A 21,831-nucleotide genomic window follows, 5' to 3' on the forward strand; every position below is an offset into this window, starting at 1 on the left:
CAACGTACAGAGCCCCGTCACCCCTCAAGGCGCCCCGCCAGATCAAGCGCGGCCGCAACCCTCGCCCCCACACTCTCCGCGTAATCCGCGTCCGCACGGACGAACTGCCCCCGCCCCCCGGCCCGGAGAAAGGTCACGACCCCCAGCGTCCGCCCCCGACTCCGCAGCACCGCGCACAACGCGTGCACGGAGTCCGCGGGCCACTGCCTCCCGGAGGCCCACTCCCGCAGCCGCTCGGCCGACGCCGCCCCCGCGCTCGCGCGGACCGACCCGGCGCGCGCCACGCACTGCGTGGCCGGATGCCCTTCGGGGTAGCGCACGGGAAGACCCGCCATGGCCACCGGCAGGCACGGCCCCGGCGGCCCCGCCGGCGTCGCGGCGACCCGCACGAGCCGCACCGGCTCCTCGCTCACCACCAGATCCACCAGCGCGTGGTCGGCGAAGCCGGCGAGCGCGAAGTCCAGCTGGACCGTCGCCGCCTCCATCGGGTCCTCGCACTCGGCGGCGGCCCGCGCCGCCCGGTGCAACTGCTGCGAACGGAACCGCAGTTGCGTCGCCTCCTGCTCCGTCTGCTTGGCCTCCGTCACGTCCTGGAAGAGCCAGCCGACCCCGAGCGGCACGGGCTCCTCCGCGAGCGGCGAGGCGAGCCGCAGGAAGCCGCTGCGCCAGCACCGCCGCTCGAAGCCGTCCTCCTGGCCCCCGCCGGCCCGCACGGACACCCACAGCTCGGCGGGCGCGGGCGGCGGCCCCTCGGCGAGCACATGGGCCAGCGCGCTCTCCAGCTCCTCGACGCCCTGCCCGAGCAGATCGGCCAGCGGACGCCCGAGCGCGGCCGTGCGCCCCACGCCCAGGGCCCGCGCGGCGTGTTCGTTCATGACGGCGGGCCGCAGGTCCGCGTCGACGAGCACGACGCCCCACGTGGCCTTCTCGAAGAGGGCCTCGCTCAGGGCGATGGACCGCTCCAGGTCGATCTGCGCGTGCACCTCGCCGAAGGCGCAGTACACCCCGGCGGGCTTGCCGTCCCCGCCGCGCACGGAGGCGGACTGCGTGCGCACCAGCACCCGGCCGCCGTCCTTGGTCAGCAGCGCGAACTCGTGCACCTGCCGGCCCGGCGCGTCCATCGCGGACAGCAGCCGCTTCTCGACGTCCTCGGCGTCGGCGGCCCGCACGGCCCACCCCGAGAGCCCCCGCCGTCCCACGGCTTCCGCCGCGGACCACCCGAGCACCCGCTCGGCCTCGCGGTTCCAGTGCGTCACCACGCCGTCGGCGTCGAAGGCGCACAGCGCGGCGTCCATCCCGTCGAGCAGCGCCGCGAGCAGTTCGGCGCCGCCGGGCTCGGGTTCTTCAGGACCCAGTTCGTCAGTAGTTCCGCTCTGCCGAGAAGCGCTCACCTGGAACCCCCTGCAGGCCGTGTCCTCAGATCATTCAACTCGAACGTGACGCACCCCACAGGTAGTTCCCGGAACTTGGGGAGAAATCGTCGTGCCAACATCCCTCCCCACCTCTACGCCTACCGCACGCGCCACGAGCCCCTGAAGGCGCCCTCCGAAAAACCGGTTGAGCGGTGCGACGCCGCTTCCTAAGGTGTGCATCACTCGAGAAAGGAGGTGTTGCTGCAGTGATTTCATTGCGGACGCGAGAGGTGGCTGCGGGCTAGCGGCCTGCCACCACACCCAGTGCGGTGCCGGACCAGCGCGCGAGACGAGCGTGCAGCCGGCCCAATCCCAAGCAGTCACCCGACCCGCGAGCCGCCGGTACGTCCGGCCGGCTTCCTGCGACCGGCTCGCCCGGTCCGGCAGGGACCACGGCTCGCGGGTCGCCTGCGTCTCCGGGGCCCCGCGGGGGCGCGGCGCGGTTCAGCCCTTGCTGACCGCCGAGAGGATCTCCGGGAGGCGGCGGGCCAGCCGGGGCGCGGCCAGGCGCATGCCCGCCTCCGTGACCGCCGCCCCGTACACGACTCCCACGGGCAGCACGACCCACGTCAGCGAGGCCCCCCGCGAGACGTGCAGCCAGATCGTGAACGCCAGGACCGGCGCGCACAGCAGCGCCGCCGCGACCATCCCGCCGAAGACGGAGATCCAGACCAGGCCCGCCTGCCCGGGGACCACGTTCTTGTAGCCCTCCTGCGGGATCGAGTACGGGAAGCGCGTCGAGGACCACGCGCCCGTGGCCAGCATCGCGCCGAGCAGCGCGAACGACAGGCCGAGCACCTCCGGCAGCGCGCCCCAGTCGCCGAGCAGCGCGGTCGTGCTGACGGTGACCAGCGCGGCGTACGGCAGCGTGATCGCGAGCAGCGCGAGCGCGCGGCCCCACAGCTCCACGTACGCGTCGCGCGTCGAGGAGATCGTCGTCGCCACCATCCAGAACGCCGACGTGTCCTGGCCGAACTGGTTGTACATCAGGATCCCGAGCATCCCCGCCGCGAAGCACGCGAAGTAGACGGACCCGGTGCCCTGGAGGGCGTTGAAGAGCGGCACGATCAACCCGATGGCCAGGGACGTCGCCCAGGCCGCCTTGGTCTTCGGGTCGCGCCACACGTAGCGCAGGCTGCGCTCCATGACGGTCCCCGCGCGCCCCGCGGGCAGCAGCCTGCCGAGCGCGCCGGAGGCCCGCGAGGCCCCCTTGTCCGGTTCCGCCGTGGCCAGCGTGGACCCGTCCGGCGTCGTCATCAGCCGGGTCAGGCTGCGCCGCCACAGCGCGAGGAGCGCCAGCAGGGCCGCCGCGGTGAGGACGAGCTGCGCCGCGGCCGTCGCGTACGCGCCCTCGCTCACCGAGTCCACCGCGCCGAGCGCCGCGGCCGGCGGGAGCCAGCGCACCACGTCCGCCGCCGGGTCGAGCGTGCCGAGCCCGGACGAACTGAGCCGCTGCGCGCCGAAGTTGACGGCCTGCGCGCCGATCGCGACGACCAGGCCGCTCAGGACGGCGAGATCGCGCCCCTTGCGGCTGGTGAGCAGGCGGATGTTGGCGGCGGCGACCGCGCGGGCCAGCGCCACGCAGACCAGCACGGTGAGCGCGACGGCCACGACGCCGGTGACGGCCGCCGCCGCGCCGTGGGCCAGGGCGATCGTCGCGCCGGTCGCCAGGCAGAGCGTGAACAGCGGCCCGATGCCCACGAGCGACGCCACGAGCAGCGCACGCACCAGCGGGCGGGGGCGCAGCGGCAGCATCACCAGGCGCGTGGGGTCGAGGGTCTCGTCGCCGCTCGGGAAGAACAGCGGCATGACCGCCCAGCCGAGCGCCAGCACCCCGACGAGCAGGACGCAGACGGTGGCGGCGTGTTCGTTGCCGCGCAGCGCGATCAGGCCGAGCAGCTGGAGCGCGGCGAAGAGCAGCGCGAACGTGACGGACGCGATGTAGGCGGCCCGGCGGCCCGCCGACTGGCGCAGGCCGTTGCGCAGGAGGGACAGCTTCAGGCGTACGAAGACGGGGGTGATCCCCGTGTTCCCGGTGGCCGCGGGCGGGGTCGCCGCGGGTGGGGTGGCGGCGGGCGCGGTCATCGGGCGCCGCCGCCCAGCCAGTCCAGGTCGGTTCCGGCGTCGCGGCCGTTCGCGCCGACCAGTTCGAGGAACGCCTCCTGGAGCGAGCGCGCCTCGCCCCTGACCTCGGCGAGGGTGCCCTGGGCGCGGATGCGGCCCGCGGCCATCACGGCGACCCAGTCGCACAGCGACTCGACGAGCTCCATGACGTGCGAGGAGAAGACGACGGTGGCGCCGGAGGCGGTGTAGCGCTCGAGGACGCCGCGGATCGTCTGCGCGGAGACGGGGTCGACGCCCTCGAACGGCTCGTCCAGGAAGAGGACTTCCGGGTTGTGCAGCAGCGCCGCCGCCAGGCCGATCTTCTTGCGCATGCCCGTCGAGTAGTCGACGACCAGCTTGTGCTGGGCGCCCGCGAGGTCGAGCACGTCGAGGAGCTGGGTGGCGCGCTTGTCGACCTCGGCACCGGGCAGTCCGCGCAGCCGCCCGGTGTACGCGAGGAGTTCGCGCCCCGAGAGCCGCTCGAACAGGCGCAGGCCCTCGGGGAGTACGCCGATGCGGGCCTTGACCTGCACGGGGTCGTGCCAGACGTCGTGGCCGACGACCTCCACCGTGCCGTGGTCCGGCCTGAGGAGGCCGGTGACCATGGAGAGCGTGGTGGTCTTGCCGGCGCCGTTGGGCCCGACCAGGCCGATGAACTTCCCGGCGGGCAGGGTGAGGTCGATTCCGGCGACCGCGATCTGCTCGCCGAATCGCTTCCAGAGCCCCGTCACCCGTACCGCCGGCGGTGCTGCCTCGGTCACCCGTTCCGCCCTCCGTCGCAGACCGTCGTACCCCTGCCCGCACGATACGTCGCAGGCGCTCGGCGCGCGGGGCAGTGACCCGGCAGGCTAGCGGCGGGCTTCCCTTCCGCACGCGTACGCCAGGGGCGAGATGATCTCCTCCGCGTCCGGCAGCCAGCGGTTGGCGGCGGTGGGGCGGCAGGCCCACTGGACCGCGCCGCAGGCGCCGAAGCGGGTCGGGGGCGCGGCCACGTACGCGCCCTCGCCGAGGGAGACCAGGTCGATCGCGGCCGGCGGCCAGCCCAGCTTGCGGACCAGGTCGGGGACCTTGGCCGTGGCGCCGGGCAGCACGAAGAACTGCATGCGGCGGTCCGGCGTGCAGGTCACGGGGCCGAGCGTGAGCTCCATCCGCTCCATGCGGGCGAGCGCCAGGAACCCGGCGGTCTCGGGCACGTCGATCGCGTCGAACGTCCGCCCGGTCGGCAGCAGGATCGACGCCTTGGGCTGCTTCTGCCACAGCCGCCGGGCCACGGTCGCGCTGCCGGTCGCCTGGGTCGCCCAGTCCTCGCGGGCGGGGTGCGCGCCGGGCACGGCGCACGCGGTGTCCCCGCACGAGCACTGCTCGGTGCCCTCCGCGGACTCCAGCCAGGTCCCGGGGAACACGTCCCAGTGACGCTCTTCCGCGTACCGCACGGCGATATCCAGCAAGGCCTCTCCGCGCTGCTTCGGGATCTGCGCGGCTGACGTGACTCCGATGGTCTCTTCCACGCAGTTCTCAACTCCCGCCGCCACCTCGGGTTACGGGCGCACGCGAGGGCGGGGGAGGAGCATCGATCCTGCGAGCGGGGCGCATGGGAGCACGGGTGGGGGCGCGCATGGGGATTGGCATCCGGGCGCGGGTAGCCAGGTCAGGGGCAATCGGAGGTCGTCTCGGAGGAAGCCGGGGTCCGACAGGTCCGGACAGAGTCGTACTTGTTGTTCTTCATGGTTTCATTTGCTTCTTTAGTGGTGCATCTTCGCCTTGCCCCAAGGGCATTGATCATCCTGAGGCGGCCCGCGACGGCCGCCCCCCACGATGGTCCACGGTGCACACAGGGGGTACGCCATGGCCGCCAGGCCTCTCGTCGCGCGGCAGCCCAACGAACGGCTGCAGGCGCTCATTCAGGAAGCCGGCTGTTCCAACGCCGGACTGGCCCGCCGGGTCAACATGTGCGGAGCGGAACACGGACTCGACCTGCGCTACGACAAGACATCGGTGGCCCGCTGGCTGCGCGGGCAGCAGCCGCGCGGCCGGGCCCCCGGCATCATCGCGGAGGCGCTCGGCCGCAAGCTGGGCCGGACCGTCACCATCGACGAGATCGGCATGGCGAACGGCAAGAACCTCGCCTCCGGAGTGGGGCTGCAGTTCTCGCCGACCGTCCTGGGCGCCATCGAGCAGGTCTGCGAGCTGTGGCGCAGCGACGTGGGCCGCCGGGACTTCCTCTCCGGCTCCTCGGTCGCCGCGTCCGCGCTCGTCGAGCCGAGCCGTGACTGGCTGATCTCCTCGCCGGACCCGCAGGTCGGCCGGACGGCGGGCCCGCGTGTGGGCATGTCGGACGTGGCGGCCGTCAAGGCGACGACGGAGGCACTGACCCAGCTCGACCACCAGTTCGGCAGCGGCCATGTGCGGCCGGTCGTCGTCCACTACCTCAACTCCGTGGTCTCCGGGCTCCTCGCGGGCTCCTACCGCGAGGCGGTCGGGCGCGAACTGTTCGCCGCGGTAGCCCGGTTGACCGAGCTCGCGGGCTACATGGCGGTCGACACGGGCCAGCCCGGACTCGCCCAGCGCTACTACATCCAGGCGCTGCGCCTGGCCCAGGCGGCGGGCGACCGGGGCTACGGCGGGTATGTGCTCGCGGCGTCGATGAGCCACCTCGCCGCCCAGCTCGGGAACCCGCGCGAGATCGCGCAGTTGGCGCGGGCCGCCCAGGAGGGGACGCGCGGACGGGTCACCCCGCGCGCGGAGGCGATGTTCTACGCCGCCGAGGCGCGCGGGCACGCGCTGCTGGGCGACGCCCGGGTCACGCAGGCCGTGGCGGGCCGCGCGGTCGAGGCGATGGACCGGGCGGCGGGCGAGGGCGATTCGGGCGACGACCCGGTGTGGATCCGGCACTTCGACCACGCCTATCTGGCCGACGAAATGGCGCACTGCCACCGCGACTTGGGCCAGGCGGACGCGGCGGCGCGCAGCGCCCAGGAGTCCCTGGACGGCCACCCCGAGACGCGCGCGCGGCGCCGCGCCATCGGCCTGGTCCTGCTGGCGACCGCGCAGGTCCAGCGGCGCGAGGTGGAACAGGCCTGCCACACGGGCCTGAAGGCCGTCGAACTCCTCGGCACCCTGCGCTCCAACCGCGGCGCGGAGTATCTGGAGGACTTCCAGCAGCGCCTGGAGCCGTACCGGGAGGAGCCGGTGGTAAGGGAGTTCGGGGCGCGCGTCGACATCCAGGCGGCGTGAGGGGCCCGTACGCGCGCCGAAAAGCCCGTGCCCGCGCCCAAAATCCGTGCCCAGCCGTAAACAGCGTCCGGGAGGGAGGTTTCGTTACTGCGGCCGCCGAGCGGAGGGCGGCGTTCTGAGCTGCGTGGCAGAGCGATGTGGCGACCCGGTAGCGTGACCCGACGGTTCCGTAGGTCCCCCATTCGTAGGAGTCCCGGTGACGCAGCAGAGCGGTCAGGGCGCTGCTTCCTCCGATCCGCAGCAGCCCGCGGCCCGGCCCGCCCACGAGGGCGTCGTGCTGCCCGCGGACGGCAGCGCGCCGCTGCTTCCCGGCACCGCCGGCCGGCACAGCGCCCCGTCGGGCGGCAGCCCGTGGGGCGAGCCCTGGGGGCCCGACACGGCGGGCCCGCCGCCGGGCGGCCACACATACGGCCAGGGCCAGCCGTGGGACACCCCACAGCAGCCCGCCGCCCAGCCGCTGCCCGCCGAGGGCACGCCCCAGCAGGGGTACGGCGGCCAGGCCTACGGCGATCAGGGCTACGGCACCCAGGGCTACGGAGCCCAGGGGTACCCCGCGCAGCCCCAGGCCGCCCACGGCGCGCATGCCGCGCCGCCGTCCCACGGCGCCCACGCGGCCCCCGCGCCGCAGCAGGGCCCCGGCGACCCGTCGTACGGCGGACAGCCGGTCCAGGGCGCGCACGGGGCGCATCAGGGGCACGGGGCGCACGCCGCGCCGCAGGCGCAGCCGCTGCCGCCCGTGGCGCAGCACCAGCAGCTGCCCGCCGGGCCGCCGCCCGCCGTCCAGGTCCCGCAGAGCATGCCGCTGCCGTCCGTCGCCGCGCCCGGCGCACCGTCCGACAGCGACGCCACGCAGTACATCGCGCCGGTGCCCGCGGCCGGCGACGAGGGCGCCACCCAGTACCTGCCGCCCGTGCCCGCCGCGGGCGGTGCCGACGAGGGCGCGACGCAGTACATACCCCCGGTGGGACCCGGAGCCCTGCCGCCCGAGACTCCCGCCGCCGACGCCACGCAGTTCCTCGGCAGACCCAACGCGCCCGTGACCGGCGCCGCCCCCGGTGCCATGCCCGCCGCGGCCGCCCCGGGCGCCGTGCCCCCCGGCGCCTCGCCCGACAGCGAGGCCACCCAGTACATCGCCCCCGTCCCGGGCGCCCCCGCGGGCCAGGGCGTGCCGCCCGAGCCGGCCGCCGCCCCCTACGGCATCCGCCCCGGCGCCCCCGGCGACCGGCAGCCGCCCGCCGAGTTCGACAGCCTCTTCCGCACCGAGCCCGAGGGCCCCGCCTCCACCCAGCAGATGCCCCGCGTCGACGTGCCGGGCCCCGCGCCCGCCCCCGAGCAGGGCGGTGGCGGCCGGGGTCACGGAGGCCGTGGCCGCGGCGGTGGCGGTGGCGGCGGCTCGAAGAAGGTGCCCCTCCTCGCCGCCGTCGGTGTCGGCATCGCCGCGCTGGGCATCGGCGCGGGCGCCCTCCTGAGCTCCAGCAGCGGTGACGACGACGAGAGCAAGGACGACGGCAAGCCCGTCTCCGCGTCCGCCGAGCCCGACGAGCGGCCCTCGCCGACCGCCGACCCGGCCAAGGACCAGGCGGTCGCCCTGGACAAGCTCCTGGCCGACAGCAACAACAGCCGTGACTCGGTCATCGCCGCCGTACGCAACGTGGGCGCCTGCAAGAACCTCGGCCAGTCGGCGGAGGACCTGCGCGCCGCCGCCAAGCAGCGCAACGGCCTGGTCACCCGGCTCGCCGGCCTCAAGGTCGACAAGCTCCCCGCCAACGACCAGCTGACCGCCTCCCTCAACAAGGCCTGGAAGGCGTCGGCCGCCGCCGACAACCACTACGCCGCGTGGGCGGACCAGGTGGCCCGCGCCGGCAAGAAGGGCTGCAAGAAGGGCCACGCCCGCACCACCTCGCAGACCGTGGCGGGCAACAAGCAGAGCAACGCGGCGACCCCCGCCAAGGAGCAGGCCGCCAACCACTGGAACGCGATCGCCCGCAAGTACGGACTGACCGAGCGGAACAAGACCCAGCTCTGATCCGCCGCACGGCCGCACGGAAACGGCCCTCGCACCCGGACGGCGGGTGCGAGGGCCGTCGCCGTGCGGCCCGGAGGCGCTAGGCCGTCTGCTCCAGCGTCTTCTCCACGTTCACGAAGCCCCGGCGCGCCGGGACGAGCCGCCCGTCGCGCACCACCTGGAACGTGACGCCCGAGTTGATCAGGCGCGGGAACTCGCTGGCCGCGAGCAGGTCCTCGAAGCGCCAGCTCAGCGGCGGCGTGAGCCCGCCCGTGTCGACCCGGAGGCCGCCGTCCAGGGCGCGGCGCAGCGACTGGGCCGTGACGTCGTCGCCGTCGAGCGACTCGACGGTCTGCTTCAGGACGGTGTACGCGATCCAGGTCGTCTGTACGCCCGCGTCCGAGGGGTCGACCCGGTTGTCGCCGAACGCCTGCTCCCGGATCACCTCGCGCATCCGGTCCCACCGGGCATCACCGGACGCCGGGTACCAGCCGGTGACGTACGCGCCTTCGTAGGGGCCGCTCGCGCCGCCCGTGCGGTCGACGAGCGACTGGTCGACGCTGCCGAGCACCGAGGAGATCCGTACCGGCGGATAGTCCTGCCGGGTGCGGCGGAACGAGTCGTAGAAGGTGTCGGTGCGCGCGCCGAGCGCGGCCGTCACACAGCCGTCCCGCGTGCCCGCGGACCGCAGGGCCTGCTCGGCCTGCGGGGTGAGGTCGGTGCTGTCCTCGGGGGCGCGGATGTCCGCGACGGGCTTGTGGTGGCCGTCGGCCAGGCCCTGGTTGAGCAGCTTGGGCAGTTCGTCGCCGGCGAGGGTGTCGGGGCGTACGAGGGAGACGCGGGCGCAGCGGGAGGCGAGCTGGCGGCCGTTTCCGGCCATCAGCGCGGGCTCGCCGCCGTTGACCGGGTAGGAGAGCGGGCTGCTGAACTCGTCGTCGGTGATGCCATAGCCCCCGATGTAGGGGATGCCGGCGACCTCCAGCGGGGCGAGGAAGGAGCGGCCGTGCTGGCTGTACGCGCCGACCACCGCGACGACGTCCTGGTCGACGGCCTCGCGCGCGCAGTCCGCGGCGCCCACCGGGTCGTTGTGGTCGTTGCAGGTGAGGACCTTCAGCTCGCGGCCGTCGAGTCCGCCGTGCGCGTTGACCCAGCGCGCGTAGGCCTGGGCCATGGCGGGGACGCCCGGCTTGTTGGTGGCCTTGGTCTTCTCGGGGGCCCAGGTCATCACGGTGATGGGGTCGTCCCTGGAACCCCCCGTGGCTCCAGGGATGACCCCGCACCCGGCTATCAGGGACGTACACGCCGCCACGGCCGCGGAGAGTACTGCGGTGCGGGAGGGGCGGGGGAGGAAGGTGCGTCGCCTGCCGGTCATGTCCCTGCACGATTCCGGTGGCGGGCCAACCGTGGAGTGACTCGTTCTCAACGGACAGTGACATGAAGGTGAACGGGCGGGGTCCGGTTCGCGTGCGCGGGGTGGGAACGTACGATCGCTGACCGTGCAAGGTTCGGAGAAGTCTTCCCGTCGCGGCCGTCGCTCTAGCACCATGGGCGGCATGCCGACCAACGACATGCCGTGGTGGCGCTGGCGCAGCAACGTGCGCTCGGCGCTGCACATGCTCTCCGACCCGGACTTCCAGCGCGAGTGCTGGCTCGCGGGGCACGCGGAGTACGGGGACGTGACCGATGCCGTGTACCGGCTGGTCGAGGACACCTGGCTGGACAACTGGTCCGCGGAGAAGTACGTCGGGACGATCTTCCGTGACCCGCAGGAGGCGGCGCTCGTCGACACGGCGGTGCTGCGGGTCCTGCGGATCATGCACGAGGTGGGGCCGGACGCGCAGGTGTCCGTCTATCTGGACCACCCGGGCTGGCCGGAGGCCGTGCGGGCCGCCCGGGACGCCCATGTCCGCCTCGCGGCGGGCGACGGGGAGGATCCGGACGTGCCGCCGCAGACCCTGGACGTGCTGCGGATCCTGACGCGGTCCGCGTAGCCACACTGCGGAACGCCCGCCCGCCGGGGTCGTCGCATATGGGACCCTTGCCTGCATGAACGAGCAGTCCGCCCCCGCTGAGCAGTACGTCCTCACCCTCTCGTGCCCCGACAAGCAGGGCATCGTGCACGCCGTGTCGAGCTATCTCTTCATGACCGGCTGCAACATCGAGGACAGCCAGCAGTTCGGCGACCACGACACCGGACTGTTCTTCATGCGCGTGCACTTCTCGGCCGAGGCGCCGGTGACCGTCGACAAGCTGCGGGCGAGCTTTGCCGCGGTCGGCGACTCCTTCCACATGGACTGGCGGATCAGCCGCGCCGAGGACCGGATGCGCATCGTCCTGCTGGTGTCGAAGTTCGGGCACTGCCTGAACGACCTGCTGTTCCGCTCGCGGATCGGCGCGCTGCCCGTGGAGATCGCCGCCGTCGTCTCCAACCACACGGACTTCGCCGAGCTCGTCGCCTCGTACGACATCCCCTTCCACCACATCCCGGTGACCAAGGACAACAAGCCGCAGGCCGAGGCGCGGCTCCTGGAGCTGGTGCGCGAGGAGAACGTGGACCTGGTCGTCCTCGCCCGCTACATGCAGGTGCTCTCGGACGACCTGTGCAAGGCGCTCAGCGGGCGGATCATCAACATCCACCACTCCTTCCTGCCGAGCTTCAAGGGCGCCAAGCCCTACCACCAGGCGCACGCGCGCGGCGTGAAGCTGATCGGTGCCACCGCGCACTACGTGACGGCCGACCTCGACGAGGGGCCGATCATCGAGCAGGAGGTCGAGCGGGTCGGCCACGACGTCACCCCCGACCAGCTGGTCGCGATCGGCCGTGACGTGGAGTGCCAGGCGCTGGCGCGGGCCGTGAAGTGGCACGCGGAGCACCGCATCCTGCTCAACGGCAGCCGCACGGTCGTCTTCGCCTAGCCGCGGTCCTCGCCCGGCCCGGTACGTCCGGCCGGGCGGCTCCGCTCACATCCGGCTGAGCGAGGCCGCCGCGAACAGGACGTCGCGGATCGCCTCGCGGTCGCCGAGCTGGCCCGCGGCCGCCTCCTCCGGGGAGACGTGGCCCGCCGCCAGCCGGCAGAACTCCACGCCGTCCAGCGCCACATGGGCCACCTCGTGCTCGGCCGACGCGGTCGCGCCGGGGGAGTCGAGCGGGATCAGCCACTCGCCGCCGCCGAGACCCTCGATCTCCAGGCGCAGGCTGCGGCCCGGCGTGCCCGCCGCGACGAGCGCGCGCGGCGGGGTGGCGAGCCCGGTGCGGCGGCGCTCGGCGAGCGTGCCGGGCAGCAGCCGGGCGGCCAGGTCGATCATGTGGTGGAGGTGCCGGGGCGCGGGCGGCTCGTACGGATAGTCCACCGCGTCGGCGATGTCGCCCGCGTGGATCCAGCACTCGAAGGCGCGGTCGACCATCGAGTCCCGCAGGGGCAGCTCGATCTCCTGTCCGGTCCCGGCGCCGGGACCGGCGGGCGCCGTCCCGTACGGCACGGGCAGCCTGCCCGAGCCGCCGCCCGCGAACGACACCCTGCGGATCAGCTCGTGCGTCTGCACCCGCCAGGGGGTGCGCACCGCGCGCGTGGGCGGGAAGTACGACGCGCGCCAGTACGCCTCGGTGCGCTGGGCGGGGTCCCGGGGGACCACGATCTCGGGGCCGAGCGGGTCGTCGAGGCCGAGGGAGAGCCCGACCATGCCGTCGACGGCGAGCAGATGCGCGATGACCCCGGCCACGGTGGTCTTCCGGGTGACCGAGGCGTCCTGCTCGAACCAGCGCAGCCGCACCGGGGCGTGCCACTCCGCGTCGCCGATGTCCTGGAGCAGGGCGTCGAGGCGGGCGGTCTCCGCGTCGTAGGGAACGGCCCACTCGGGCACCGGGATGCGCGGCGGGCGGCGGCCGAGGCAGCTCTCCAGGACGCGGGTGCGCAGCCCGGGGTCGAGGTCGAGGCTCTCCTCGGGGTGCAGCAGCCCGACGGCGTCGCGCAGCCGCAGCGCCTCCTCCGCGCAGGGGCCGCAGTCGCCCAGGTGTTCCTCGACGGCGGTGGCCTCCTCCGGGGAGCAGGCGGAGAGCGCCCAGGCGCCGAGGAGCGACTTCAGGACGCGGTGTTCCAGGACCAGGGGCGCGGGTTCCGGGGGCGCGTCCGCGGGGTCCGGGGCCGCGGGCGGGTCGGGCACGGGCCGCCCCGTGTCCTCCACGGAGGTGCGCGGCAGCGGTATGCGCGGCGCGGCGTCCGGCTGGTCGGGCTCCTCCTGGGGCTCGGGGCGGTCGGCGCCGGTCACAGCGCTGTCCCGAATCCGGGCGTGGTGCCCGGTCCCGCGGAGAGGTCGCCGGTGTCGTTGGCCGTGGACAGGAGCTGCAGGCCCAGGCGGAGTCTGCGGCGGGCCTCGTCCTCGGTGACGCCGAGGTCGGCGGCCGTCTGGCGGTAGTCGCGGCGCTCGAAGTAGGCGAGCTCCAGGGCGGCGCGCAGCGGCGTGGGCATGGCCGTGACGATGTAGTCCGCGCGGGCGGCGACGGAGGCCTTGCGGACCTTGCGCTCCAGGTCCTCCGTGGTGCCCTCGCCGAGCGCGAGGGCGGCGGACTCGGTCTGGCGCAGCCTGCGGACGGCCCGCTGGTGGGTGAGGGTGGCGAGCCAGGAGCGCAGGGGGCCCTGCCGCGGGTCGTACGCGTCGGGGTTCTCCCAGATGTGCGTGAAGACCTCGCGCGTGATGCGGTCCGCGGAGCCCTCGTCGCCGAGGACGCGGTGGGCCAGGCCGTGCACCAGCGAGGCGAAGCGGTCGTACAGCTCGCCCAGCGCGGCGGCCTCGCCGTGCGCGAGCCGCTGCTGCATGCGGTGGTCCCAGCGCCGCGGCGCGTCCTTCGGCATGCGTCCCCCTCGTGCGCTTGCCCTGTTCTGCCTTCTCCGACCGTACGTCCCGTGCCGTACTTCCGGCCCTGCCTCTCCTTCGAATGTAGTGGCCACCCTCGGTGGAGCACTCCTGTTTGCCGACAGCGCACAACTGTTTGCGGTAAAGCGTGCGTCTCACAGGGCACCGGATGATATTGACGGTGACCTGCTGGTGTTTCATGGGGGAGCGGTGGGGCAGCCGAAGCAGAACGAACCGTAGGGACTGCTTCCGGATCACTGCGGAACAGTGGGCAGGCAGGGCGAGCGGGAGGCGTGGCGCGTGACCCTCAAGGTGACGGTGGACGAGCAGGAGGGCTGGGCCGTGCTGTGCGTGGCCGGCGAGATGGACCTGCTGACCTCACCCGTGGTGCGCCAGCGTGTGCACGACGCGGTGGCCGACGGCCGCCGCAGCATCGTGCTCGACCTCTCCGAAGTGCTGTTCTGTGATTCCAGCGGCGTCGGCGTGCTGATCGCCACGCGCCGGCTCATCCGCTCCTGCCAGGGCAGGCTGCGGCTGATCCTGCCTGCCAAGGGGGCCGTCGACGGCTCCCACGTGAACCGCGTGCTCGCCGCCCTCGGCGTGCGGCGCCTGTTCGAGGTCTACCCGGACGTGCGCGCCGCGCTGGACGAAGAGGCGGCGCCGATGTCGGCGTAGCGGGCGCGCGGTCCTCAGCCCACGTGCCGCTTGGCCGCCGCCACAAAGGAGTTGATGGCATCGCGCGAGACCCGGCGCCGCTCGCCCAGCTCGGCGCGGTCGTCGGTCCTGTGCACGTCGGCCACCTGGTCGAGGGTCTCCGCGGCCAGCCGCACCAGCTCGTCGTCGCCGGTGAGCAACTGCACCCGGAACAGTGCCTCCTGGGCCTCGGAGCGCAGCTCGTAGGAGCGGAAGCGCGTCTCCTCGCTCTCCTCGCGGTTCTGCGTCCTGCTGAACCAGCGGTCGACCAGGATCCGCCGGTAGTTGACCAGCGCCCCCGCGTACGCGCAGTACGCGTCGATCCGTTCCTGGCGGAGTTTCTCCGCGCGCGTGAACTGCTCCGTCCGCTCGATCGACCTCCGTTGGAACGCGTGCGTGACCCCCGCGCCCAGAAGAGTTCCCACCACCGCTATGACACTCGCCGCAACCGCTTCCACGTGCAACAGTGCAGCACATCACCCTTGTGACACACCTGTGTCCCGGAATTCCGGCGGTCTTGGCACAAGCGTCGCTTTCCCGCCTCCGGGCGGCGCCCGAGCACGTACGCTCGCTGCCGGGGACACACCCCCTGACCAAGCATCCAACCGCGGAAGTGAGGCGGCCCGAAGACCATGGACAGTGCCGAGTACGAGCGTAAAATCGCGGCCCGGTTCGCCACCTTCGACCAGGACGGCAACGGCTACATCTCCCGTGAGGACTTCAGCACGGCGGCGGCGGCCCTGTGCGCGGAGTTCACCGCGACGGCGCGGTCCGAGAAGGGCCAGGCCCTCTACATCGGGGCCGAGGCGTTCTGGCAGGGCATGGCGGGCATCGCGGACCGTGACGGGGACCAGCGGATCACCCGGGACGAGTTCGTGGGCGGCGCGGTGAAGCGGCTGCGGGACAACCCGGGTCGGTTCGCCGAGATCGCGCGGCCCTTCCTGCACGCGATGATCGCCGTGGCGGACGGCGACGGCGACGGCGCGGTGACCCCGGCCGAGGCCGGGCGCGCGCTGAAGGCACTGGGCGTGCCCGAGGACGTCGCCGCGACGGTGGCCACCGCGCTGGACGGCGACGGGGACGGCCGGGTCGCGGAGCAGGAGATCGTGACGGCGTTCGCGCAGTACTTCACGGTGCCGGAGTAGCCGGCGCGGACGGGGGCGGGTACCGGTGCCGGTACCCGCCCCCGCCGTTTCGCGACGTCAGTCCGAGAACCGCTCCCGCAACCGGTACTTGAGTACTTTGCGCAGCGTCTCGTTGCGGGGCAGCGCCTCGACGAGCTCCAGCTGTTCCGGCAGCTTGTGGGTGGCGAGGCCCTCGCCGCGCAGGTACGAGGTGAGCACCTCCAGCGTCAACTTGCCAGAGTCGACGCGCTGTTCGACCACCGCGCACACCCGCTCCCCGCGCTCGGGGTCGGGCAGGCCGACGACCGCCGCCTCGCCCACGGCCGGGTGCTGGTGGAGCAGGTCCTCGATCTCCTTGGCGGAGATGTTCTCGCCCTTGCGGATGATGATGTCCTTCGCCCGCCCGGTGAGGACGAGATGGCCGCTCTCCTTGAGGTGGCCGAGGTCGCCGGTGACCAGGAAGCCGTCGGCGTCGAAGACGGCCGCGCTCTGCTCCTGGTCCAAGTACCCCTGGCAGACGGCCTCCCCGCGCAGCCGCACCTCGCCGTCCGTGCCGGGCGGCAGCTCCTTGCCGTCGGCGTCGGTGACGCGTATCTCCATGCCCTGCGGGGGCAGCCCCTCGGTCGTCGCGAGGTTCTCCGCGGTGTCGTCCGGCGCGCCCATGGTGATCATCGGCACCTCGGTCATGCCGTACCCGTGGGTGAGCTGGCAGCCCATCTCGCGGACGACCGCGTGGTAGACCTCGGGCGGCTTGGGCGCCCCGCCGCCCGCGAGCAGGCGCAGGGTCGGGATGACCTTCTGCCCCGCGGGGAGCTTGCGCTGCTCGGCGAGGAACATCGAGTAGAAGGCCGTCGAACCGCCCGCCACGGTCACGCCGTGCCTTCGGTAGCCGTCGAGCGCGGCGGGCAGCGCGAAGTGCTCGAACATGACCGCGGGGAAGCCGTAGAGCAGCAGCATCACGGTGTAGTCGGGCCCGGCGATGTGCGCGAAGGGGAACGCCATCGAGCCGACGTCCGACTCCTTGAGGTGCAGGGCATGGGCCAGGCAGGAGCCGCCCGCGATCAGCGAACGGTCGGTGTGCAGCACGCCCTTGGGGTCGGACGTGGTGCCCGAGGTCCAGTAGATCCAGCGCACCGCCGTGCCGTCGGAGGGCGGCGGGGGCAGCACGGCCGGGTCGCCGTCGGGCAGCGCGTCGTACGCCTCGAAGACGCCCCGCGCGCCGAGCCGCCGCGCCATCCCCAGGTGGTCGAAGCCGCGCCAGGCGCCCGGCACGGCGAAGAACTCCGCCTTCGACTCCCGCAGGGCGAAGCCGACTTCGCGGTCGCGGTAGAAGGGGATGACGGGCGACTGGACGGCGCCGATGCGGGCGAGCGCGAAGGAGAGCAGGGCCGTCTCGATCCGGGTGGGCAGCTGCCAGGCGACGACCGTGCCGGGGCGCACCCCCATGCCGTACAGGCCGGCGGCGACGCGCTCGGCGCCGTCCCGCAGCGCGCCGAAGGTCAGTGTGCGGTCGTCGGCGGGGTCGGCCGCGGCCTGGAGCAGGACGGGCCGGTCGGGGGTGAGGGCGGCGCGGCGCGCGATCAGCTCCCAGAGCGTGCGGGACGCCCCCAGTTCGTACGCGGTCTCGTTCTCCGAGGTCCTCAACGCGATCCCCTCCCAGCCGAACCGGCTGAACTGACGGGTAGTCAGATCGTGCCGAGAGCGTAAGGCTCCGCGCCTTGTCGGTCCAGGGGTGCGGGGCTAGCCTGCCATCTGACGGGGCATCAGATGGCGTCGCAGGGGCCGGAGGGGACACAGCGCATGGACCTCACGTACACCGAGGAGGAGGAGGCCTTCCGGGCGGGGCTGCGCGACTGGCTCGCGACGGTGCTGCCGAACCTCCCCGCCAAGCCCTCGCCCCAGGACTGGCCCGGCCGCCGCGCCTACGACACCACCTGGCAGCGCATGCTGTACGACGCGGGCTACGGAGAGGTCCACTGGGACGCCTCGCCCACGCAGCGGCTCATCTTCCTGGAGGAGACCGAGAAGGCGGGCGCCCCCTACGTGGGCGCCAACTTCGTGGGACTGCTGCACGCGGGCCCGACCATCGCCTCCGAAGGCACCCCCGAACAGCGCGAGCGGTGGCTGGCGCCCGTCCTGCGCGGCGACGACGTGTGGTGCCAGGGCTTCAGCGAGCCCGACGCCGGGTCCGACCTCGCGTCGCTGCGCACGCGCGCGCGGCGCGACGGCGACCACTACGTAGTGAGCGGGTCCAAGATCTGGACCTCCCATGCCGAGGTCGCCGACTGGTGCGAGCTCCTGGTGCGCACGACCCCGGTGAGCGAGGCCGTGCCCAAGCACCGGGGCATCACCTGGCTCGCCCTGCCGATGGACGCCCCCGGCATCACGGTCCGCCCGCTGCGCACGCTCGCCGGGTCCACGGAGTTCGCCGAGATGTTCCTCGACGAGGTGCGCGTGCCGGTGGCCAACCGCGTCGGGGACGAGAACGACGGGTGGCGCGTGACGATGGTGACCCTGTCGTACGAACGGGGCACCGCCTTCGTGGGGGAGGTGGTGGCCTGCCGGCGCGTCCTCGGCGAACTGGCCCGCGAGGCGCGCAAGAACGGCCGCTGGGACGACGCGGTGCTGCGGCGCAGGCTCGGCCGGCTGGCCGCGGAGTTCTCGGCGCTGTGGCGGCTCACGCAGTGGAACGTGAGCGAGGCCCAGCGCACCGGCGGCGTACCCGGGGTGGGCGGCTCGGTCTTCAAGCTGCGGTACTCGCACGCGCGCCAGGAGTTGTACGACGCCGCCGCGGAGGTCCTCGGCGCGGGCGCCCTCGACCTCGGCCACGAGTGGAACCTCGACCGGCTCTCCTCGCTGTCGTACACCATCGCCGCGGGCACCTCGCAGATCCAGCAGAACATCGTGGCCGAGCGGATTCTCGGCCTCCCGAAGGGGCGGTGAGGGTCCGTATGGATTTCCAACTCACGGAGGACCAGGTGGCGTTGCGGGACGGGCTGCGCGCGCTCCTGGAGGGCCGGTTCACCCTGCGGGACGCCACGGAACGCCTGGACCGGACGCTCTGGCGCGAACTGGGGGACGCCGGGTTCTTCTCGCTCGCGCTGCCCGAGGCGGAGGGCGGGGTCGGACTGGGGCTCCCGGAGGCCGTGTTGGTCTTCGAGGAGGCGGGCCGCGCCCTGCTGCCGGGGCCCGCGGTGGCCTCCTTCCTCGCGGCGGGCGACGTCCCGGGCGCCGCGTCGGGCGAGGTCGTGGTGACGGCGGTCGACGGCGCGCTGGTGCCGTGGCTGGACGAGGCGGACGTGGTGCTGGGCGACGTGACCGGCGCCGAGCCGCTCCGCTCGGTCGACCCGCTGACGCCGCTGCACCGGGTGCGGGGGGCCGAAGCGGCGGCGCGGGGCACTCAGGGCGCTCAAGGCACTCAGGGCACTCAGGGCCTTCGGGGCGCCCGGGGCGCCCGGGGTGCCCGGAGGGCCGAGGCCACCCTCCTCTACGCCGCCGAACAGCTCGGCAGTGCCACCCGTACCTGTGGGACGGCCGTCCAATATGCCCGTGAGCGCGAGCAGTTCGGGCGGCCCATCGGGGCGTTCCAGGCCGTGAAGCACCTCTGCGCGCAGATGCTCGTACGGGCCGAGGTCGCCCGCGCCGCCGTGTACGCGGCGGCCGTGACGAAGGACCCGACGGAGATCGCCGGGGCCAAGCTGCTCGCCGACGACGCGGCCGTGCGCAACGCGCGGGACTGCCTCCAGGTCCACGGCGGCATGGGGTTCACCTGGGAGGCCGACGTGCATCTGCACCTCAAGCGGGCCTGGGTGCGGGCGGAGCTGGGGTGCTCGGCGCGGGACGCGGAGGAGGAGCTGGCGGCGGCGCTCTGAGGGCGCGCGGCCGCCCGGCGGCCGGGCCCCACGGGAACGGGGAATCGAGCCCTTCGAAAAATTGGTCTACCCGATATCGTGCGATTTGTCCCGTTGTTGTCGGCCCGGGAACCCGGCCGCGCCCAGGCTACTGAGCGTCGATATCGGGTTGTGTCCTACGCGTGACTCGTCACGGCACGGAGTCGGCGTCCGGCTCGGGTACCTTGTGTGAGATGCGAGTGGTTCTGAGGCTGAGCCATCCCGGTGTTGCCCCTGAGGCGACTCCGGACCCGGCAATGCCCGCCGCTCGTGGCGCGGGACGAGGAATCGTGCCCGCCTGTTCGACCCCCCGTGGCGTGCGTCGCACAGTATGCAGCACACGTACTCCTTCGCGCTGGAATATGCCCGAAGCGCTTGTTGGGGTGACTGAACGTCAATCATGCTGTCTCCCAAGGGGATCACGTTCCGTGACCCTGTGGAGTCGCGAGGCGATGTGTCCGCCGGTTCGGATGGTGTGAGCGGTGCAGGAGCTTCAAGTTCAGCTGGAGGTCGGGGCCGACCCCGCCGAGGTGGGACGGGCCAGGCGGTGGGCCCGCTCGCGACTCGCGTGCTCGGGGATAGAGGCCGACGAGCCGGTCGCCGAGACGCTGATCCTGCTGATCTCGGAGCTCGTCACCAACGCCGTTGTGCACACGGGCTGTCCGGCCGTCCTGCGCATGCTGCTCCCCGGTGTCCCCGCCGACGCGCCGGGGACGGTCCGGGTCGAGGTCGCCGACCGCAGCACCCGGCCGCCCGCGCCGCGCCACGCGGACGGCGACGACACCAACGGCCGCGGCCTGGAACTCGTCGACGGCCTCGCCGACCGCTGGGGCTGGCAGCCCGAGGGCGCGGGCAAGAGCATCTGGTGCGAGGTGGACCGGTGCGAGCCGGGCGTCGCCGCGGTGGCCTTCGACGGCGCGACCTATGACGCCGCCGCCTTCGACGAGGCGTCCTTCGACGGCACGGCCTACGACGCGTCGTTCGACGGGGCGCCGGCGGGCGTGTGCGACGAGGAAGTGGCCTACGGCGGGCCGGCCTATCGCCGGGTGCCGCGCGACGACGCGGACATCGCGTACGAGGCCGTCTGACCCGCGCCGCCGGGCGGCACCGGCCGAGCCGGACCGTCTGAAGCCGCACCGTTCGAGCCGCACCCGCTTTGAGCCGCACCCGCTTTGAGCCGTGCGAGCCCCCTTCGCTCCCGTGCGGGGCTCTCCGAGCCTGTATGCGCCGTCGTGTGCCACGATGCGCGCGCCCGTGCGCGGGTGGGGCGAATCAGACATAATTCATTAATCGCCGGACGGGTGTTGACGTACCGTGTCCGGTTGATCACGATTGTGTGCAGCGATTCGCCGCGAGGGGACGTCGAGGGCGCTCGTGACGGAGGTCCTCGGCGCAGTGCGGGTCGCGATTTCGGCGTCAGTCCCTTCAGGGCCGTGCGGGGCAGGGCCGAGCGCCGGAGTCGGAGGGCGGCGCGCGCGGCAGCGCGCTCGGGGCGGAAGCCGGCGCGCCGCCGTCCGACGCGGGCGGAGTCTCACAGGACGGCGACCGGCGCCACCGGTGTGCCCGTCCCGCCGATGAACGGCTCGGGCATCGCGGACAGCAGGAAGGCGAACCGCGCATCTTCTGCACAGGCTGTGGACAAGTTTTCCAGGTTCCAGTTCTGGCCCTGCAGCATCCCCATCTCGACCAGGTCGAGCGCGTGCACCGGCAGCCACAGGTTCTCGATCTCCGGCGGGAAGATCTCGAAGGTCAGGGTGTCGTTCGCGACCGCCGCCACGTCCCGCGCGTGGAACCACTCGGGCGTGCGCACCGAGAGGCCGGGCGAGGGGTATCCGTACGCGTGCTTGTCGCCCGCGAGATAGACCTGCACCTGACCCGTGCGCACCAGGACGATGTCGCCCGCGCGGACCCGCACGCCCCCGAACTCCTCGGCCTCGTCCAGGTCTTCGGGTGTCACCGGGTGGTCGCCGGGCAGTCGGTCCAGGCCCTTGGCGCGCGCCACGTCGAGCAGCACGCCGCGCGACACGAGGTACGGGACCTTGTCGATGCCGCTGAACCGTGCGCCGGCGTGGGCCGTGATGGTGTCCGCGGGGCGGCCGTTGTAGATCGTTCCCGAGTGCGAGACATGGGTGAGCGCGTCCCAGTGGGTGGCCGTCTGCAGGCCCATCGTCACCGCGTCGTCGCTGGTGGCGACCGTGCCGGGGCCGAAGATCTGCTGGTTGATCTGCACCATCGTGTGGAGCGGGTTGATCCGGCCCGGGATCATCCCGGTCTGTACGCCGTCCTCCTTGAGCGGCAGCGCGAGCGGGACGCGGCGCCCGGTGCGGACGGTGGCCGCGGCCTCGCGCACGACGTCGTCGGTGACGAGATTGAGCGTGCCGATCTCGTCGTCGGAGCCCCAACGGCCCCAGTTGTTGACGCGTTTGGCGATCTCGTGGAACTCGGGCGGCAGGGCGCTGGGTGCCGTGCCCGAGTCCGCCGATGCTCCTGAGTCCGACATGAGTCCTCCCCGGGGCTTG

19 protein-coding genes are annotated in these 21,831 nt (G+C 73.3%); 9 read left to right on the top strand and 10 right to left on the bottom strand.

Going from position 1 to position 21,831, the window contains the following annotated elements:
- Positions 1 to 17 precede the first annotated feature (17 nt).
- The 4 genes from AB0L89_RS18750 to AB0L89_RS18765 all read right to left on the bottom strand — a co-directional run bounded on the left by AB0L89_RS18750 (position 18) and on the right by AB0L89_RS18765 (position 5,023).
- Positions 18 to 1,391, bottom strand: coding sequence for a PAS domain-containing protein (locus AB0L89_RS18750; RefSeq protein ID WP_365142076.1), 1,374 nt, complete (start codon positions 1,389 to 1,391; stop codon positions 18 to 20).
- Between the two features lie 465 nt (positions 1,392 to 1,856).
- Positions 1,857 to 3,497, bottom strand: coding sequence for a transporter (locus tag AB0L89_RS18755; RefSeq protein WP_365142078.1), 1,641 nt, complete (start codon positions 3,495 to 3,497; stop codon positions 1,857 to 1,859).
- The gene (locus AB0L89_RS18760; RefSeq protein WP_365142080.1) at positions 3,494 to 4,276 is read right to left on the bottom strand and encodes an ABC transporter ATP-binding protein; all 783 of its coding nucleotides are present in this window, start codon (positions 4,274 to 4,276) and stop codon (positions 3,494 to 3,496) included. The genes AB0L89_RS18755 and AB0L89_RS18760 overlap by 4 nt, the downstream gene beginning before the upstream one ends.
- A gap of 87 nt (positions 4,277 to 4,363) precedes the next feature.
- Positions 4,364 to 5,023, bottom strand: a complete 660-nt coding sequence (locus tag AB0L89_RS18765) for a bifunctional DNA primase/polymerase (RefSeq protein ID WP_365142082.1) — start codon at positions 5,021 to 5,023, stop codon at positions 4,364 to 4,366.
- A 337-nt stretch (positions 5,024 to 5,360) separates the two neighbouring features.
- On the opposite strand from AB0L89_RS18765, the gene AB0L89_RS18770 reads away from it, so the two are divergent.
- Positions 5,361 to 6,749 carry a transcriptional regulator gene (locus tag AB0L89_RS18770; protein ID WP_365142084.1) on the top strand — a complete coding sequence of 463 codons (1,389 nt, stop codon included), beginning with the start codon at positions 5,361 to 5,363 and terminating at the stop codon, positions 6,747 to 6,749.
- Positions 6,750 to 6,945: 196 nt separating this feature from the next.
- Complete coding sequence (locus AB0L89_RS18775) at positions 6,946 to 8,775, top strand: hypothetical protein (protein WP_365142086.1); 1,830 nt, start codon at positions 6,946 to 6,948, stop codon at positions 8,773 to 8,775.
- 79 nt (positions 8,776 to 8,854) lie between these two features.
- On the opposite strand, the gene AB0L89_RS18780 is transcribed toward AB0L89_RS18775, so the two are convergent.
- A complete protein-coding gene (locus AB0L89_RS18780) occupies positions 8,855 to 10,126 on the bottom strand; it encodes an ABC transporter substrate-binding protein (RefSeq protein WP_365142088.1) in 1,272 nt (423 codons plus the stop codon).
- Between the two features lie 118 nt (positions 10,127 to 10,244).
- Here AB0L89_RS18780 and AB0L89_RS18785 point away from each other — a divergent pair, with 118 nt between their 5' ends.
- The gene (locus tag AB0L89_RS18785; RefSeq protein WP_365142678.1) at positions 10,245 to 10,745 is read left to right on the top strand and encodes a hypothetical protein; all 501 of its coding nucleotides are present in this window, start codon (positions 10,245 to 10,247) and stop codon (positions 10,743 to 10,745) included.
- 55 nt (positions 10,746 to 10,800) lie between these two features.
- Positions 10,801 to 11,670, top strand: a complete 870-nt coding sequence (purU, locus tag AB0L89_RS18790) for a formyltetrahydrofolate deformylase (RefSeq protein WP_365142090.1) — start codon at positions 10,801 to 10,803, stop codon at positions 11,668 to 11,670.
- Between the two features lie 45 nt (positions 11,671 to 11,715).
- Here purU and AB0L89_RS18795 read toward each other — a convergent pair whose 3' ends face one another.
- The gene (locus AB0L89_RS18795; protein ID WP_365142092.1) at positions 11,716 to 13,020 is read right to left on the bottom strand and encodes a zf-HC2 domain-containing protein; all 1,305 of its coding nucleotides are present in this window, start codon (positions 13,018 to 13,020) and stop codon (positions 11,716 to 11,718) included.
- A complete protein-coding gene (locus AB0L89_RS18800; RefSeq protein WP_365142094.1) occupies positions 13,017 to 13,604 on the bottom strand; it encodes a sigma-70 family RNA polymerase sigma factor in 588 nt (195 codons plus the stop codon). Before AB0L89_RS18800 ends, AB0L89_RS18795 begins: the two co-directional genes overlap by 4 nt.
- Before the next feature lie 301 nt (positions 13,605 to 13,905).
- Here AB0L89_RS18800 and AB0L89_RS18805 point away from each other — a divergent pair, with 301 nt between their 5' ends.
- The gene (locus AB0L89_RS18805; protein ID WP_365142096.1) at positions 13,906 to 14,280 is read left to right on the top strand and encodes an STAS domain-containing protein; all 375 of its coding nucleotides are present in this window, start codon (positions 13,906 to 13,908) and stop codon (positions 14,278 to 14,280) included.
- A gap of 14 nt (positions 14,281 to 14,294) precedes the next feature.
- Here AB0L89_RS18805 and AB0L89_RS18810 read toward each other — a convergent pair whose 3' ends face one another.
- Positions 14,295 to 14,723, bottom strand: a complete 429-nt coding sequence (locus AB0L89_RS18810) for a hypothetical protein (protein ID WP_365142098.1) — start codon at positions 14,721 to 14,723, stop codon at positions 14,295 to 14,297.
- A 207-nt stretch (positions 14,724 to 14,930) separates the two neighbouring features.
- On the opposite strand from AB0L89_RS18810, the gene AB0L89_RS18815 reads away from it, so the two are divergent.
- Positions 14,931 to 15,443 carry an EF-hand domain-containing protein gene (locus tag AB0L89_RS18815; protein WP_365142100.1) on the top strand — a complete coding sequence of 171 codons (513 nt, stop codon included), beginning with the start codon at positions 14,931 to 14,933 and terminating at the stop codon, positions 15,441 to 15,443.
- Between the two features lie 57 nt (positions 15,444 to 15,500).
- On the opposite strand, the gene AB0L89_RS18820 is transcribed toward AB0L89_RS18815, so the two are convergent.
- Positions 15,501 to 17,066 (bottom strand): AMP-binding protein, encoded by a 1,566-nt coding sequence (locus AB0L89_RS18820; protein WP_365142102.1) that lies wholly within the window; start codon positions 17,064 to 17,066, stop codon positions 15,501 to 15,503.
- Positions 17,067 to 17,222: 156 nt separating this feature from the next.
- On the opposite strand from AB0L89_RS18820, the gene AB0L89_RS18825 reads away from it, so the two are divergent.
- From AB0L89_RS18825 to AB0L89_RS18835, 3 genes are all read left to right on the top strand, one after another.
- Positions 17,223 to 18,365 carry an acyl-CoA dehydrogenase family protein gene (locus AB0L89_RS18825; protein WP_365142104.1) on the top strand — a complete coding sequence of 381 codons (1,143 nt, stop codon included), beginning with the start codon at positions 17,223 to 17,225 and terminating at the stop codon, positions 18,363 to 18,365.
- A gap of 8 nt (positions 18,366 to 18,373) precedes the next feature.
- Positions 18,374 to 19,294, top strand: a complete 921-nt coding sequence (locus tag AB0L89_RS18830; RefSeq protein ID WP_365142106.1) for an acyl-CoA dehydrogenase family protein — start codon at positions 18,374 to 18,376, stop codon at positions 19,292 to 19,294.
- A 500-nt stretch (positions 19,295 to 19,794) separates the two neighbouring features.
- Positions 19,795 to 20,400 carry an ATP-binding protein gene (locus tag AB0L89_RS18835; RefSeq protein ID WP_365142108.1) on the top strand — a complete coding sequence of 202 codons (606 nt, stop codon included), beginning with the start codon at positions 19,795 to 19,797 and terminating at the stop codon, positions 20,398 to 20,400.
- A gap of 443 nt (positions 20,401 to 20,843) precedes the next feature.
- Here AB0L89_RS18835 and AB0L89_RS18840 read toward each other — a convergent pair whose 3' ends face one another.
- Positions 20,844 to 21,812, bottom strand: a complete 969-nt coding sequence (locus AB0L89_RS18840; protein ID WP_365142110.1) for a cyclase family protein — start codon at positions 21,810 to 21,812, stop codon at positions 20,844 to 20,846.
- Positions 21,813 to 21,831 lie beyond the last annotated feature (19 nt).

The sequence above is a fragment of the Streptomyces sp. NPDC052114 genome, from assembly GCF_040680155.1.
Lineage (GTDB): Bacteria > Actinomycetota > Actinomycetes > Streptomycetales > Streptomycetaceae > Streptomyces.

Excerpts from the sequence above, each read along its gene's own strand:
- AB0L89_RS18755 (WP_365142078.1), bottom strand. The coding sequence starts at position 3,497 with ATGACCGCGCCCGCCGCCACCCCACCCGCGGCGACCCCGCCCGCGGCC.
- AB0L89_RS18770 (WP_365142084.1), top strand. The coding sequence starts at position 5,361 with ATGGCCGCCAGGCCTCTCGTCGCGCGGCAGCCCAACGAACGGCTGCAG.
- AB0L89_RS18780 (WP_365142088.1), bottom strand. The coding sequence starts at position 10,126 with ATGACCGGCAGGCGACGCACCTTCCTCCCCCGCCCCTCCCGCACCGCA.
- purU (WP_365142090.1), top strand. The coding sequence starts at position 10,801 with ATGAACGAGCAGTCCGCCCCCGCTGAGCAGTACGTCCTCACCCTCTCG.
- AB0L89_RS18800 (WP_365142094.1), bottom strand. The coding sequence starts at position 13,604 with ATGCCGAAGGACGCGCCGCGGCGCTGGGACCACCGCATGCAGCAGCGG.
- AB0L89_RS18815 (WP_365142100.1), top strand. The coding sequence starts at position 14,931 with ATGGACAGTGCCGAGTACGAGCGTAAAATCGCGGCCCGGTTCGCCACC.
- AB0L89_RS18825 (WP_365142104.1), top strand. The coding sequence starts at position 17,223 with ATGGACCTCACGTACACCGAGGAGGAGGAGGCCTTCCGGGCGGGGCTG.
- AB0L89_RS18830 (WP_365142106.1), top strand. The coding sequence starts at position 18,374 with ATGGATTTCCAACTCACGGAGGACCAGGTGGCGTTGCGGGACGGGCTG.
- AB0L89_RS18840 (WP_365142110.1), bottom strand. The coding sequence starts at position 21,812 with ATGTCGGACTCAGGAGCATCGGCGGACTCGGGCACGGCACCCAGCGCC.